Source organism: Streptomyces sp. SudanB52_2052 (assembly GCF_964272415.1).
GTDB classification, from domain to species: Bacteria; Actinomycetota; Actinomycetes; order Streptomycetales; family Streptomycetaceae; genus Streptomyces; species Streptomyces olindensis.
On sequence record NZ_OZ186796.1, the window covers coordinates 1,447,804 to 1,461,497 of the forward strand.

A 13,694-nucleotide genomic window follows, 5' to 3' on the forward strand; every position below is an offset into this window, starting at 1 on the left:
AGGGCCCCGCCGGATAGAGCCCCGCCGGATAGAGCCCCGCCGGATAGAGCCCCGCCGGATAGAGCCCTAAGAGCGTGCCCGCGCGTGGTACGAGCGCCGTGTGTGCTCGGTGTGTTCGCGCATCAGCTGGGTCGCCCGCTGCTCGTCCCGGGCGGCGACGGCCGCTATGAGTTCACGGTGTTCGATCCAGGACTGGTGGCCGCGCTGGCGGGCCACCGGCGTGTAGTACCAGCGCACGCGCCGGTCGACCTGGGCGGCCAGTTCGGCGAGGACGGCGTTGCCGGCGAGTTCCATGATCTTGGCGTGGAAGCGGGCGTTCATGGCGACGGCCCCGTCCACGTCGTCGGCCTCGACGGCCTTCTCGCCCTCCGCGCACAGGGCCTCCAGGGCGGAGATGCCCGCGCTGTTCGCGCCCGCCGCCGCGAGCCGGGCCGCCTCGGCCTCCAGCAGCGTACGGACCGTGAGGAGCTGGTCGGCCTCCTCTTCCGTCGGCTCGTGCACGAACGCGCCCTGGGCGGGCCGTAGATCGACCCACCCCTCGGTGTTGAGCCGCTGCAACGCCTCGCGCACCGGCTGCCGAGAGACCCCGAGGTGTCCGGCCAGCTCGCTCTCGACGAGGTGCTGTCCGGGCTGCAGCGCACGGGTGGTGATGAGTTCGAGCAGCGCCTCGTACACGCGGTCGCGCAGCGGTCCCGGGCGTTCCAGCTTGGGTACCGCCCCCTGGGGCAGGCCTGTCGACAGCATCGCGGTCCCCTCCTCGGCAGGGCCGTGCACAGCGCGGCGGAAGCCGGTGTCGCCGCAGAGTCAGTATTGATTGTCTTTCGTCTACAGTCTACGGCGCACAGGAGCCAGGGCTTCGGGGAGTTGACCGCGTCACACCGGGGGCGGAACCTGCCCGTTCAGGGGCAGCGGACGACCTGACCGGCGTAGGAGAGGTTGCCGCCGAAGCCGAACAGCAGGACCGGGTCGCCGGTGGTGACCGCGCCCCGCTCCACCAGCTTGGACAGGGCCAGCGGGATGCTCGCGGCCGAGGTGTTGCCGGACTCGGTGACGTCCCGCGCGACGACGGCGTTCACGGCGCCGATCTTCTCGGCGAGGGGTTCGATGATGCGCAGGTTCGCCTGGTGCAGCACGACCCCGGCCAGGTCCGCGGGCTCCAGTCCGGCCCGCTCGCACGCCCGGCGCGCGATGGGCGGCAGCTGGGTGGTCGCCCAGCGGTAGACGCTCTGCCCCTCCTGGGCGAAGCGCGGCGGCGTGCCCTCGATCCGCACGGCGTTGCCCATCTCGGGCACGGACCCCCACAGCACCGGTCCGATGGCCGGCTCGTCGGCGGCCTCGACCACGGCGGCCCCGGCCCCGTCCCCGACGAGCACGCACGTGGTGCGGTCGCTCCAGTCGGTCACCTCGGACATCTTGTCGGCGCCGATGACCAGCGCCCGGCTCGCGCCCCCCGCGCGGACGGCGTGGTCGGCCGTGGCCAGGGCGTGGGTGAAGCCGGCGCACACCACGTTGAGGTCCATGGTGGCGGCCTGCGGGATGCCGAGGCGGGCCGCGACCCGGGCGGCCGTGTTGGGCGAGCGGTCGACGGCGGTGGAGGTGGCGACCAGCACCAGGTCGATGTCGGCCGGTGCGAGTCCGGCCGCCGCGAGAGCCTTGGCGGCGGCGTACGCGGCCAGTTCGTCGACCGGTTCGTCGGGGCCCGCGATGTGGCGGGTGCGGATCCCCACCCGGCTCCTGATCCACTCGTCACTGGTGTCCACCAGGCCCGCCAGGTCCTCGTTGGTGAGCACCTTGGCGGGCTGGTAGTGGCCGACGGCGGCGATGCGCGAGCCGTTCATGTGGGCGGGTCCCCCTCGTTGCCTTGGGTAGCGGATCCACCAGTCTGATCAGTGACTCGCGGGTACGACGGCAGCCAAGGTGACAGGAAACGGACGCCCGTGTTGTCACCTTCCGTCAGCGCCCCCGGCACGCGGCGGGCCCTCGGGCACCTGGCCGGGCACCTAGCCGGTGAACAGCTGCGTCGCCTTCCGGACCAGTTCGTACAGCCCGTAGGCGAGCGGTACGCCCACCCATGTCCAGGCGAAGGCGATGAGCCACCGCCGGTCCGGGCTAAGCGGACTCTGACTGCTGGGGCTGGACATGCGGGGCCTCCTTCGGTGCCGGGACGTGGTGACGCGGGTGGACGGGCCGGACGAGTTCGTTGGCGACGAAGCCGACGACGAGCAGCCCGATCATGATGACGAAGGACAGTCCGTACAGGGACGCGCCGTGCCGGCCCGCCTCCTCCTGCCGGTCGGCGATCCAGTTCACGATCAGCGGGCCGAGGACCCCGGCCGTGGACCAGGCGGTGAGCAGCCGCCCGTGGATGGCGCCGACCTGGTAGGTGCCGAACAGGTCCTTCAGATACGCCGGGACGGTCGCGAACCCGCCGCCGTAGAAGGACAGGATCACCAGCGCGCACAGGATGAACAGCGGCTTGGAGGAGTCGCCGAACAGGGCGATGAGGGCGTACATCAGGGCGCCGACGCCGAGGTAGACGCGGTAGATGTTCTTGCGTCCGATCAGGTCGGAGGTCGACGACCAGCCGATGCGGCCGGCCATGTTCGCGGCCGACAGCAGCGCGACGAAGCCGGCGGCGGCCGTCACCGACACCGGTGTGGAGGTCTCCGCGAAGAAGTCGGTGATCATCGGCGCGGCCTTCTCCAGGATGCCGATGCCGGCGGTGACGTTCATGCAGAGCACGATCCACAGGCACCAGAACTGCGGGGTGCGGATGGCCTGGTTCGCGGAGACCTGCGGTCCTGTGAGGGCTTGTCGCGCGGTTTCCCGCGTCCCCGGGGCACTGCTCGGAACCCGGACCAGGAGCACACCCAGCAGCATGAAGACGGCGTACGACAGGCCGTGCACCAGGAACGCCAGCGCGATGCCGGAGCTGTCGGAGCCGAAGGACTCCAGCATCTGGGCGCTCCACGGCGAGGCGATGAGCGCGCCGCCGCCGAAGCCCATGATGGCGATGCCGGTGGCCATGCCGGGCCGGTCCGGGAACCACTTGATCAGGGTGGAGACGGGCGAGATGTAGCCGATGCCGAGGCCGATGCCGCCGACGAAGCCGTAGCCGAAGACGATCAGCCAGTACTGCTCCAGGGCGGCGCCCAGAGCGGAGAGCAGGAAGCCGGACGAGAAGCAGACCAGGGCGACGGTCATCGCCCAGCGCGGGCCCTTGCGCTCCACGAGCGTGCCGCCGAACGCGGCGGACAGGCCCAGCATGACGATGCCCAGCTGGAAGGGCAGCGCGCTCTGCGTGCCGCTGAGGCCGAGCGCGGATTCGAGCGGCGGTTTGAACACGCTCCAGGCGTAGGCCTGGCCGATGGAGAGGTGTACGGAGAGAGCGGCGGGCGGGACGAGCCAGCGGCTCCAGCCCGGGGGTGCGACGGGGGGACTCATGAACCCCGGACGGTAGGGATCCGCAACGGAGTTGAGAAGGCGGCGCGTCGACCGTATGCGGTGAGCGGTATCCGGGATGCGCCGAACGGTCGGCGCACGGCCCCTTGCCGCCCCAACCTCCATACTGTAGACAATATTTCGTCGACACAAGCCGTACGTGAGCCAGACGCGAACCGCGCGGCCGCCCTCAGACAGTCACCTCCGCGGTATCCCTCAAACCGAACGGAGTGTTCCCGTGAAAGTCGCAGTTCTCGGCGCCGGTGCCATCGGCGCCTACGTCGGCGCCGCGCTCCATCGCGCGGGCGCCGACGTGCATCTCATCGCCCGTGGACCGCATCTGGCGGCCATGAGGCAGTACGGAGTCCGGGTGCGCAGCCCGCGCGGCGACTTCACCGCGCACCCCCACGCGACCGACGACCCGGCCGAGGTCGGCCCGGTCGACTACGTCTTCCTGGGCCTGAAGGCCAACGCGTACGCGGCGTGCGGGCCGCTGATCGCGCCGCTGCTGCACGACACCACGGCCGTCGTGGCGGCCCAGAACGGCATCCCCTGGTGGTACTTCCACCGGCACGGCGGCCCCTACGACGGCCACCGCATCGAGAGCGTGGACCCGGACGGCGCGGTCAGTGCGGTGCTCGCGCCCGAACGGGCCGTCGGATGCGTGGTCTACGCGGCGACCGAGCTCGAAGGCCCGGGGATCGTACGGCACTTGGAAGGCACCCGGTTCTCCATCGGCGAGCCCGACCGCAGCCGCTCGGCTCGCTGTCTGGCCTTCGCCGAGGCCATGCAGGCGGGCGGCCTGAAGTGCCCGGTCGAACCGGATCTGCGGGGCGACATCTGGGTCAAGCTGCTCGGCAACATCTCCTTCAACCCGATCAGCGCGCTGGCCCGCGCGACCATGCGGCAGATGTGCCTGCACGGCGGCACCCGCAGGGTCATCGAGATCATGATGACCGAGACGCTGGCGGTGGCGAACGCCCTGGGCTGCGAGGTCGGGGTCTCCATCGAGCGCCGGCTCGCGGGCGCCGAGCGGGTCGGCGACCACCGCACCTCCACGCTCCAGGACCTGGAGCGCGGCAAGCCGCTCGAACTCGACGTGCTGCTCGCGGCGGTCGTCGAACTGGCGGAGATCACCGGCGTGGAGGTGCCCACCCTGCGCACCGTGCACGCCATCTCGGACCTGCTCGCGCTGAGGAGCGCCGCATGAGGAAGCGTGAACCGAAGACCTACACCCGACTCACCCACCCTCTCGTGCGGGACTCCCGGGACGAGCCGTTCCGGCGGGCGACCTGGGAGGAGGCCCTGGACCGCGCGGCCCGGGGGCTGGAGCGCAACCGCGGCGCCTTCGGCATGTTCAGCTGCGCCCGCGCCACGAACGAGATGAACTACGTGGCGCAGAAGTTCGCCCGGGTCGTCATGGGCACCAACAACGTCGACTCCTGCAACCGCACCTGCCACGCCCCGAGCGTGGCCGGGCTGTCGGCGGCGTTCGGCTCGGGCGGCGGGACGTCGTCGTACGAGGAGATCGAGCACACCGACGTCATCGTGATGTGGGGTTCCAACGCCCGGTTCGCGCACCCGATCTTCTTCCAGCACGTGCTGAAGGGCATCAGGAACGGCGCCCGGATGTACGCGGTCGATCCGCGCCGGACGTCGACCGCCGAGTGGGCGGAGAGCTGGCTCGGGCTGAACGTCGGCACGGACATCCCGATGGCGCACGCGATCGGCCGCGAGATCATCCACGCGGGGCTCGCCAACGAGGCGTTCATCGAGCGGGCGACGACCGGCTTCGAGGAGTACAGGGCGCTGGTCGAGCCGTGGACGCTGTCGCTCGCCGAGAAGGTGACGGGCGTCCCGGCGGCAGCCATCAGGGAGCTGGCGCACGCCTACGCCCGGGCCGAGCGCGCCCAGTTGTGCTGGACGCTCGGCATCACCGAGCACCACAACGGCACCGACAACGTCCGCGCCCTGATCAACCTGTCCCTGCTCACCGGGCACGTCGGCCGGTACGGCTCGGGTCTGCAGCCGCTGCGCGGGCAGAACAACGTGCAGGGCGGCGGCGACATGGGCGCGATCCCCAACCGCCTGCCCGGCTTCCAGGACATCCTCGACCCCGACACGCGGCTGAAGTTCGAGTCGGCCTGGGACACCGTCATCCAGCCGCACTACGGCCTGAACCTCACGGAGATGTTCGAGGCCATGGAGGACGGCTCGCTCAAGGCCGTCTACTGCATCGGCGAGAACCCGGCCCAGTCGGAGGCCGACAGCGAGCAGGCCGTGCGGCGGCTGAAGGCGCTCGACTTCCTGGTCGTGCAGGACATCTTCCTGACGAAGACGGCGGAGCTGGCGGACGTCGTGCTGCCCGCGACGGCCGGCTGGGCGGAGACCGAGGGCACGACCACCAACAGCGAGCGGCGCGTCCAGCGCGTCCGCAGGGCCGTCACCCCGCCCGGCGAGGCCCGCGAGGACATCGACATCATCTGCGATCTCGCGGCCCGCCTGGGCCACGACTGGAAGTACGCGGACGCCGAGACCGTGTGGAACGAGCTGAGGTCCGTCTCGCCCGACCACTTCGGCATGACGTACGAGCGTCTGGAGGAGCACCAGGGCATCCAGTGGCCGTGCCCCAGCACCGAGCGGCTCGAACCGACCTTCCTGCACGGCCGGTTGTGGGACCCCGTCCCCGCGCGGCGCGGCCGGCTCGCGCCGTTCGGGATCGTGCAGCACGACCCGCCCGTGGACCTCACCGATGAGCGGTACCCGATCCGGCTCACCACCGGGCGGCGGCTCGATTCGTACAACACCGGTGTGCAGAGCGGCGGTTACGCCTCCCCGCTGCGGCGCGGCGAGTACGTCGAGCTGAGCCCGGAGGACGCGGAGCGCTACGGGGTGGTCGTCGGCGAGGAGGTCCAGGTCACCTCGCGGCGCGGGTCGGTGACGGCGCCGGTGTGGGTGGACCCGGCGCTGCGGCCCGGGCTCGCCTTCATGACCATGCACTTCCCCGACGAGGTGGACACCAACCAGCTGACGATCGAGGCGAACTGCCCGATCGCGGGGACGGCGGAGTTCAAGGCGTCGGCGATCCGGATCGAGAAGCTGCCCATCGCGACCATCGTGGGGTGACGCACCGTGGACCTGCACTTCGGCGACAGCAAACCGACGGACGAGGAACGGGCGGCCGTGGACGCCCTGCTCGGGCCCCCGGAGTCCTCCTGGGAGGGCGCCGCCCGCGATGAGATGCGGGCTGCCGATCTGAGGTGGGCCCGTGGCGGACGTGCGGCCCGGGACCGCCGCGACCTGCTGTTGCCGGGGCTGCACGCGATCAACGACCGGGTCGGCTGGATCAGCGACGGCGCCCTCGACTACCTGTGCCGGCGGCTGACGGTGCCGCCGGCGGAGGCGTACGGGGTCGCCACCTTCTACGCCCTGTTCTCCGTCAGGCCGCGCCCGGCGACCGTGCTGCACGTGTGCACGGACCTGGCGTGCGCGGCGGCCGGGGCGCCGGAGCTGTGCGCGGGGATCGAGGAGCGGCTGGGCCCCGGCAGTGGGGTGAGCGTGCAGCGCGGCCCGTGCCTGGGCCTGTGCGAACGCGCCCCGGCGGCGCTCGCGATCAGGGCCGGGGACCCGGTCCGTACGGCGGTGTCGGCACCGGCGACCGTCGCGGAGGCCGTCCTCGCCGCGAGCGCCCCCGACTCGGCGCCGGAGGAGCCCCCGGCCGCGCTGGCGGTCCCCCAGGCCGGGCAGGACGGCCTGATGCTGCTGCACCGCGTCGGCGTGGTCGACCCGGCGTCCCTGGACGACTACCGCGCCCACGGCGGCTACACGGCCCTGCGCCGGGCCTTCGCACTGGGACCGGCGGGGGTCATCCGCGAGGTCACCGACTCGGGCCTGGTCGGGCGCGGCGGCGCCGCCTTCCCCACCGGCCGCAAGTGGCAGGCCACGGCGTCCCAGCCGGACCGTCCGCACTACCTCGTCTGCAACGCCGACGAGTCCGAGCCGGGCACGTTCAAGGACCGCGTGCTCATGGAGGGCGACCCGTACGCGCTCGTCGAGGCGATGACGATCGCCGGGTACGCGACCGGCGCCCACCAGGGCTACCTCTATCTGCGCGGCGAGTACCCGCGCGCTCTGCACCGCCTGGAGCACGCGATCGGGCAGGCACGCGCGCGTGGGCTGCTCGGCGACGACATCCTCGGCCAGGGCTACGCCTTCGACATCGAGATCCGGCGCGGCGCGGGCGCCTACATCTGCGGCGAGGAGACGGCCCTGTTCAACTCCATCGAGGGCTACCGGGGCGAGCCCCGCTCCAAGCCGCCCTTCCCCGTGGAGAAGGGCCTGTTCGGCAAGCCGACCGTCGAGAACAACGTGGAGACGCTGGTCAACGTCCTGCCGATCCTGACCATGGGCGCCCCGGCGTACGCGGCGATCGGGACCGGGCGCTCGACCGGACCGAAGCTGTACTGCGTGTCCGGGACGGTGGAGCGGCCCGGTGTCTACGAGCTGCCCTTCGGCGCGACCCTCGGTGAGCTGCTCGCGCTCGCCGGGGTACGGGACGGGCTGCGGGCGGTGCTGCTGGGTGGGGCGGCCGGCGGTTTCGTCCGGGCCGACGAGCTGGACATCCCGCTCACCTTCGAGGGCACGCGCGAGGCCGGCACGACCCTGGGCTCCGGAGTCGTCATGGCCTTCGACGACACCGTGCCCCTCCCCCGGCTGCTGCTGCGCATCGCCGAGTTCTTCCGCGACGAGTCGTGCGGGCAGTGCGTGCCCTGCCGGGTCGGGACCGTGCGGCAGGAGGAGGCGCTGCACCGGATCGCGGAGCGCACGGGTGCCGCCGCCGCGGGCGACATCGCCCTGCTGAGGGAGGTCGGCCGCGCGATGCGGGACGCCTCGATCTGCGGTCTCGGGCAGACCGCGTGGAACGCCGTGGAATCCGCCATCGACCGTCTGGGGGCGTACGAATGACCGTCACACCGCTGGGGATCCCGCGCCGGCTGCTGGAGTTCACCATCGACGGCGAACAGGCCCGGGTCCCCGAGGGCTCGACGATCCTCGACGCCTGCCGGGCGGCGGGCAAGGACATCCCGACCCTGTGCGAGGGCGACACCCTGCGGCCGAAGAACGCCTGCCGCGTCTGTGTCGTCGAGGTCGAGGGGTCCAGGACCCTCGTCCCGGCCTGCTCCCGCAAGGCCGAGCCGGGCATGGAGGTCCGCACGGACACCGAGCGCGCCCGGCACAGCCGGAAGATCGTCCTGGAGCTGCTGGCGTCCTCCGTCGACCTGTCGACCACGCCCCGGGTCGCCGAGTGGCTCAAGGAGTACGAGGCCAAGCCGGACCGCTTCGGCCCGGACGCGGCCCGGCTGAACGAGGAGCCGAGGGTCGACAACGACCTGTACGTGCGTGACTACGACAAGTGCATCCTCTGCTACAAGTGCGTCGACGCCTGCGGCGACCAGTGGCAGAACACCTTCGCGATCTCGGTCGCCGGGCGCGGTTTCGACGCCCGGATCGCCGTGGAGCACGACGCGCCGCTGACCGACTCGGCGTGCGTGTACTGCGGCAACTGCATCGAGGTGTGCCCCACGGGCGCGCTGTCCTTCAAGTCGGAGTTCGACATGCGCGCGGCGGGTACGTGGGACGAGTCGCGGCAGACGGAGACGACGACGGTGTGCGCGTACTGCGGAGTGGGCTGCAACCTGACGCTGCACGTGCAGGACAATGAGATCGTGAAGGTCACCTCGCCGCACGACAACCCGGTGACCCACGGCAACCTCTGCATCAAGGGCCGCTTCGGCTACCAGCACGTACAGAACCGGGGCTGATCAGGACATGGGACGAGTCACGGAACGACGCAAGGTGCTCCGCATCCGGGACGGGGCCGTCTCCAGCCGCCCGGACACCCTTGTCGCCGAGGAGCCCCTGGAGATCCGGCTGAACGGCAAGCCCCTGGCGATCACCATGCGCACCCCGGGCGACGACTTCGCGCTCGCGGCGGGCTTCCTGGTGAGCGAGGGCGTGCTGGGCGGGCAGCAGGACCTCAGGAACATCGTCTACTGCGCCGGGGCCACCGCCGACGGCTCGAACACGTACAACGTGGTCGACGTGCAGACGGCCCCGGGCGTGGTGATCCCCGACATCACTCTGGAGCGCAACGTCTACACGACGTCCTCCTGCGGCCTGTGCGGCAAGGCGTCCCTGGACGCCGTGCGGACGACGGCCCGCTGGCCCATCGCCGACGCTCCCCCGGTCCGGGTCACGCCCGAGCTGCTGGCGAGCCTGCCCGACCGGCTGCGCGCCGCCCAGCGGGTCTTCGACCGGACGGGGGGCCTGCACGCGGCGGCCCTGTTCTCGGAGGAGGGCGAGCTGCTGGACGTCCGGGAGGACGTGGGACGGCACAACGCGGTCGACAAGCTGGTGGGCCGTGCCCTGCAGAACGGGCAGCTGCCGCTGTCGCGGGCGATCCTGCTCGTGTCGGGCCGCGCCTCCTTCGAGCTGGCGCAGAAGGCCGTGATGGCCGGCATCCCGGTCCTGGCGGCGGTGTCGGCGCCGTCCTCCCTGGCGGTGGACCTGGCCGCCGAGACGGGCCTGACGCTGGTGGGCTTCCTGCGGGGCAGCTCCATGAACGTGTACGCGGGTGAGGACCGCATCGCTCTGCGGGCCGCGGCCGCCCAGGGCTGAGCAGTCCTTCCGCGACACGGCGGCGGGGCCCCGACCGGCGGGGAGCGCCCCCTGCGCCGCAAGGGGCCCCGTCTCAGTCCGCCGGGGTGCGGGGTGCCTGGTCGGCCGTGCCGGATATGCGCAGCAGCATCCCCGTGAACTGCTCGCGCTCGGCAGGTGTCAGCGGCGCGAGCAGTTCGTCGTTGGCGGCGCGGGCCGCCTTCTCGCAGCGCTTCAGCAGCCGGGCGCCCCGCGCGGTGAGGGACACCGCGTTCTTGCGGCGGTCCCTGGGGTCCGGCTCGCGCACCACCAGGCCGGCCGCCTGGAGGTCGTCGAGGATGCCGACCAGGTCCTTGGGGTCCAGCCTGATCGCGCGGCCGAGGTCGGCCTGGGCGACGGGCGCGAGGTCCCGGACGGCGGACAGCACCACGTGGTGCCACATCCGCATGTCCTCCTCGGCCAGCGCCTCGGCCACCAGGGCCCGGCCGCGGGCGGCGGCGCGGCCGAGCAGCCAGCTGGGCAGGGAGCGGATCGCGGGGAGGGGGGCTTCCGACATGGCCGCACCCTAACCAAGAAATCGTTGGTGCACCCTATGATCCTCCTATACCGTTGGGCTCCCCAACGAATCCGTGGGGATCACCGACGACTCCGGAGGTGCGATGCGCCGCGTCCGCTACGAATCCCGAGGCGGCCCCCTGTTCGTCGAGGAGGCACCGGTCCCCGAGCCCGGCCCCGGAGAGCTGCTGGTGCGCGCGGAGGCGATCGGTGTCACGCTCCCGGTGGTGCGCAAGGTCACCGAGGCGGCCGAGCCGGTCCCGCTCGGCGGGGAGATCGCCGGGGAGGTCACGGCGGTCGGCGAGGGCGTGACCCGCTTCGGCACCGGCGACCGGGTGACGGGGCTCTGCTTCGGGCACGGCTACGCCGACTTCGCCCTGCTGCACGAGGCCATGGCCTCCCCCGTGCCCGCGGACGCCGGCGCCGTCGACGCGGTCGCCCTGGTCCGCAGCGGCCTGGTCGCCCTCGGCGCCCTGGAGGCGGCGCGTCCCGAGCCGGGCGAGGCGGCCCTGGTCACGGCGGCGGCCAGCGGTGTCGGCCACCTGGCCGTGCAGCTGGCCCGGACCCGCGGCGCCGGACGCGTCGTGGGAGCCGTCTCCGACCCGGCCAAGGCCGGCTTCGTCCGCGGCCTCGGCGCCGACCACGTCGTCGCGTACGGCGACGACAGCTGGGGGGCGCCCGTCGACTACGCCCTGGACGCGGTGGGCGGCGAGCTGCTCACCCCGGCCCTCGCCGCGCTCGCCCCGGAAGGGCGGCTCGTGGCGTACAGCTCGGGCGGCGGCACGATCCAGGCGTACGACCTGCTCGTGGGCGCCAAGTCGGTGATCGGGTTCCAGATGGCCCGTGTCGCCCGCGGGAAGCCGGAGTTGTACGAGCTGTGGCGCGGGGAGCTGTGGCGGCTGTTCGCCGCGGGAGAGATCGAGCCCGTCGTGCACGGGCGGTTCGCCCTGGAGGACGCGGTGAAGGCACACGGGGAGATCGAGGCGCGGTCCAACCTCGGAAAGGTCGTGCTGATCCCCTGACGCACGCTTCTTGTGGGGGGTCTGTGCAGCCAAGTACCGTCTGTGGCCCACACATTGGACGTGGGATGTCCGAATGACCGGATGTCTGTTCCCCCGTCCCGGTGGTCCAGCCGACAGACGCATGAAGGGCAGGTCGCACCATGCCGTCAAGTCTTCGCACCCGTCTGAGATCCACCCTCACAGCCGTCCTCGCCGCCGCGGCGCTTCTCGCGCCCACCGGCCCGACCCATGCCCGGACCACCACGGCGTTACCGGAGTTCGAGCAGCAGGTCCTCTTCAAGGCCTCCCAGGACCCCGGTTACGCCTGCTTCCGCATCCCGGCGATCGTGCGGACCACGTCCGGCACGCTGCTCGCCTTCGCCGAGGGCCGCGTCCTCAACTGCGGTGACGCCGCCGACATCGACATCGTCCTCAAGCGCTCCACCGACGGCGGCCGCACCTGGGGCCCGCTCCAGGTCGTCAACGAGGGCGCCGGCGACACGCACGGCAACCCCGCGCCCCTCGTGGACCGCAGGACCGGCCGCATCCTGCTGGCCGAGACGTACAACACCGGCCGCACGGACGCCGGCAACTGCCAGATCCCCTGCGACCGCACCCCGCACCTGCAGTACAGCGACGACGACGGCCGCACCTGGTCCGAGCCGCGCGACCTGAGCGACCAGATCCTCCCCGACGACTGGAACTCCTGGTACGCGACGGGCCCCGTGCACGGCATCCAGCTGACCCGCGGCGAGCACGCCGGGCGGCTGGTCTTCGGCGTCAACACCGAGACGTGGAACGGCAGCCGGGTCTCCGCGAACCACGCGGCGCTCATCGTCAGCGACGACGGCGGCGACTCCTGGCGGGTCGGCGCCACGGACACCTGGCCCATAGCGCAGGACGGCACGTTCCGGCAGAAGCCGTCCGAGGTGACGCTCACCGAACGCGCCGACGGCGCCCTGCTCGTGAGCGGACGGGAACAGGACGGCACCGACCTCGGCCACCGGGCCCAGACCTTCAGCCTGGACGGCGGCGACAGCTTCACCACGCCCTTCCGCGCCCTCCCGGACCTCTACACCCCGCAGGTCCAGGGCGCCACGCTGCGCCTCGGCGACCGCATGCTGCTGTCCGCCCCGGCCGACCCCGACCGCCGCCGCACGATGATGGTCCGCTCCTCCTACGACGGCGGGCGCACCTGGGAGAGCGTGGACCGGGGCACGGTCGTCACGACCGACTGGTCCGGCTACTCCGACATGGCGGCGATCGACCGTACGACGGTGGGCCTGCTGTACGAGGGCGGCGCGGCCGACGCCCGCGACGAGATCCGCTTCGCCCGGTTCACCGAGGACTGGCTGAAACCCCGCCGGGGCGCCGACCCGACCACCCGTGACGCCGCGGCCGGCGCCAAGCCCGCGGCCGTACTCGGCGGTGCCGGGCGGACGGCCGGTGTGCGGGGCAGTGCGATGTCCTTCGACGGCACGGACGACGCCGTACGCCTGCCGTACCGGTCCGGACTCCCCCTGGGCGAGGGGGACTTCACGGCTTCGCTGTTCTTCCGCTACACGGCCACGACCGGCGAGCAGCCGTTCCTGTGGATGGGCGGCATCGGCAGCACCCAGCCGCAGATCTGGCTGCGCGGGGAGCCGGCGAGCGACCGGGTCCGGGCGCTGATCACCACCCGGTCGGGCGCGACGACCGTCCGGAACGCCTCGGTGTCGACCGCCGGCGCCCACAACGACGGCCGCTGGCACCATCTCGCGCTGCGCCGCGGCGGCGGCACACTGACGCTCTTCCTCGACGGCAAGGCGCTCACCACCGCGGACGTGCCGGGCTCGGTCAGCCGCAACTCCCCGTTCGGCGTGCACATCGGCCAGCGCATGGACAGCCGGGCCTACTTCACCGGGGCGATCGACGACGTCCGGGTCTGGAACCGGGCCCTGTCCGACCGGGAGTTGGCCTCCGGCGCGTCGGGGGCGGCCGCCAAGGGCACGGTGCTGTGGCTGCCCATGGACCAGGTGAGCGGCAGCAACTAACGTCACG

12 protein-coding genes are annotated in these 13,694 nt (G+C 72.3%); 7 read left to right on the forward strand and 5 right to left on the reverse strand.

All coding sequences use genetic code 11. The annotated features are described in order from the left end of the window. Window positions 1-66: 66 nt before the first annotated feature. From ACSUPV_RS06360 to ACSUPV_RS06375, 4 genes are all read right to left on the reverse strand, one after another. Window positions 67-744, reverse strand: a complete 678-nt coding sequence (locus ACSUPV_RS06360; protein WP_031120168.1) for a GntR family transcriptional regulator — start codon at window positions 742-744, stop codon at window positions 67-69. 155 nt (window positions 745-899) lie between these two features. Continuing rightward, window positions 900-1,838: a beta-ketoacyl-ACP synthase III gene (locus ACSUPV_RS06365; protein ID WP_037769553.1), complete on the reverse strand. Its 939-nt coding sequence runs from the start codon at window positions 1,836-1,838 to the stop codon at window positions 900-902. Window positions 1,839-2,000: 162 nt separating this feature from the next. Beyond that, window positions 2,001-2,141, reverse strand: a complete 141-nt coding sequence (locus ACSUPV_RS06370; RefSeq protein ID WP_436947093.1) for an MFS transporter small subunit — start codon at window positions 2,139-2,141, stop codon at window positions 2,001-2,003. Next, complete coding sequence (locus ACSUPV_RS06375; RefSeq protein WP_031120170.1) at window positions 2,110-3,444, reverse strand: OFA family MFS transporter; 1,335 nt, start codon at window positions 3,442-3,444, stop codon at window positions 2,110-2,112. Before ACSUPV_RS06375 ends, ACSUPV_RS06370 begins: the two co-directional genes overlap by 32 nt. A gap of 235 nt (window positions 3,445-3,679) precedes the next feature. Between ACSUPV_RS06375 and ACSUPV_RS06380 the strand changes: the two genes are divergently transcribed. Genes ACSUPV_RS06380 through fdhD form a run of 5 tightly spaced genes read left to right on the forward strand, consistent with a single transcriptional unit; the run spans window position 3,680 to window position 10,119 of the window. After that, window positions 3,680-4,651, forward strand: coding sequence for a 2-dehydropantoate 2-reductase (locus ACSUPV_RS06380; protein ID WP_037769556.1), 972 nt, complete (start codon window positions 3,680-3,682; stop codon window positions 4,649-4,651). Beyond that, window positions 4,648-6,567: a molybdopterin oxidoreductase family protein gene (locus tag ACSUPV_RS06385; RefSeq protein ID WP_037769558.1), complete on the forward strand. Its 1,920-nt coding sequence runs from the start codon at window positions 4,648-4,650 to the stop codon at window positions 6,565-6,567. The genes ACSUPV_RS06380 and ACSUPV_RS06385 overlap by 4 nt, the downstream gene beginning before the upstream one ends. A 6-nt stretch (window positions 6,568-6,573) precedes the next feature. After that, a complete protein-coding gene (locus ACSUPV_RS06390) occupies window positions 6,574-8,406 on the forward strand; it encodes an NADH-ubiquinone oxidoreductase-F iron-sulfur binding region domain-containing protein (protein WP_436947094.1) in 1,833 nt (610 codons plus the stop codon). Then, window positions 8,403-9,263: a 2Fe-2S iron-sulfur cluster-binding protein gene (locus ACSUPV_RS06395; protein ID WP_359792315.1), complete on the forward strand. Its 861-nt coding sequence runs from the start codon at window positions 8,403-8,405 to the stop codon at window positions 9,261-9,263. Before ACSUPV_RS06390 ends, ACSUPV_RS06395 begins: the two co-directional genes overlap by 4 nt. Before the next feature lie 7 nt (window positions 9,264-9,270). After that, entirely contained in the window at window positions 9,271-10,119 is an 849-nt protein-coding gene (fdhD, locus tag ACSUPV_RS06400) for a formate dehydrogenase accessory sulfurtransferase FdhD (protein WP_031120175.1), read from the forward strand. A gap of 73 nt (window positions 10,120-10,192) precedes the next feature. Here the strand turns inward: fdhD and ACSUPV_RS06405 are convergent, their stop codons facing one another. Continuing rightward, complete coding sequence (locus tag ACSUPV_RS06405; protein ID WP_031120176.1) at window positions 10,193-10,654, reverse strand: MarR family winged helix-turn-helix transcriptional regulator; 462 nt, start codon at window positions 10,652-10,654, stop codon at window positions 10,193-10,195. Window positions 10,655-10,757: 103 nt separating this feature from the next. On the opposite strand from ACSUPV_RS06405, the gene ACSUPV_RS06410 reads away from it, so the two are divergent. Further along, window positions 10,758-11,675 (forward strand): quinone oxidoreductase family protein, encoded by a 918-nt coding sequence (locus tag ACSUPV_RS06410; protein WP_037769663.1) that lies wholly within the window; start codon window positions 10,758-10,760, stop codon window positions 11,673-11,675. Window positions 11,676-11,815: 140 nt separating this feature from the next. Next, complete coding sequence (locus ACSUPV_RS06415) at window positions 11,816-13,687, forward strand: exo-alpha-sialidase (protein WP_436947095.1); 1,872 nt, start codon at window positions 11,816-11,818, stop codon at window positions 13,685-13,687. Window positions 13,688-13,694 lie beyond the last annotated feature (7 nt).

Excerpts from the sequence above, each read along its gene's own strand:
- ACSUPV_RS06360 (WP_031120168.1), bottom strand. The coding sequence starts at position 744 with ATGCTGTCGACAGGCCTGCCCCAGGGGGCGGTACCCAAGCTGGAACGC.
- ACSUPV_RS06365 (WP_037769553.1), bottom strand. The coding sequence starts at position 1,838 with ATGAACGGCTCGCGCATCGCCGCCGTCGGCCACTACCAGCCCGCCAAG.
- ACSUPV_RS06370 (WP_436947093.1), bottom strand. The coding sequence starts at position 2,141 with ATGTCCAGCCCCAGCAGTCAGAGTCCGCTTAGCCCGGACCGGCGGTGG.
- ACSUPV_RS06375 (WP_031120170.1), bottom strand. The coding sequence starts at position 3,444 with ATGAGTCCCCCCGTCGCACCCCCGGGCTGGAGCCGCTGGCTCGTCCCG.
- ACSUPV_RS06385 (WP_037769558.1), top strand. The coding sequence starts at position 4,648 with ATGAGGAAGCGTGAACCGAAGACCTACACCCGACTCACCCACCCTCTC.
- ACSUPV_RS06395 (WP_359792315.1), top strand. The coding sequence starts at position 8,403 with ATGACCGTCACACCGCTGGGGATCCCGCGCCGGCTGCTGGAGTTCACC.
- fdhD (WP_031120175.1), top strand. The coding sequence starts at position 9,271 with ATGGGACGAGTCACGGAACGACGCAAGGTGCTCCGCATCCGGGACGGG.
- ACSUPV_RS06405 (WP_031120176.1), bottom strand. The coding sequence starts at position 10,654 with ATGTCGGAAGCCCCCCTCCCCGCGATCCGCTCCCTGCCCAGCTGGCTG.
- ACSUPV_RS06410 (WP_037769663.1), top strand. The coding sequence starts at position 10,758 with ATGCGCCGCGTCCGCTACGAATCCCGAGGCGGCCCCCTGTTCGTCGAG.
- ACSUPV_RS06415 (WP_436947095.1), top strand. The coding sequence starts at position 11,816 with ATGCCGTCAAGTCTTCGCACCCGTCTGAGATCCACCCTCACAGCCGTC.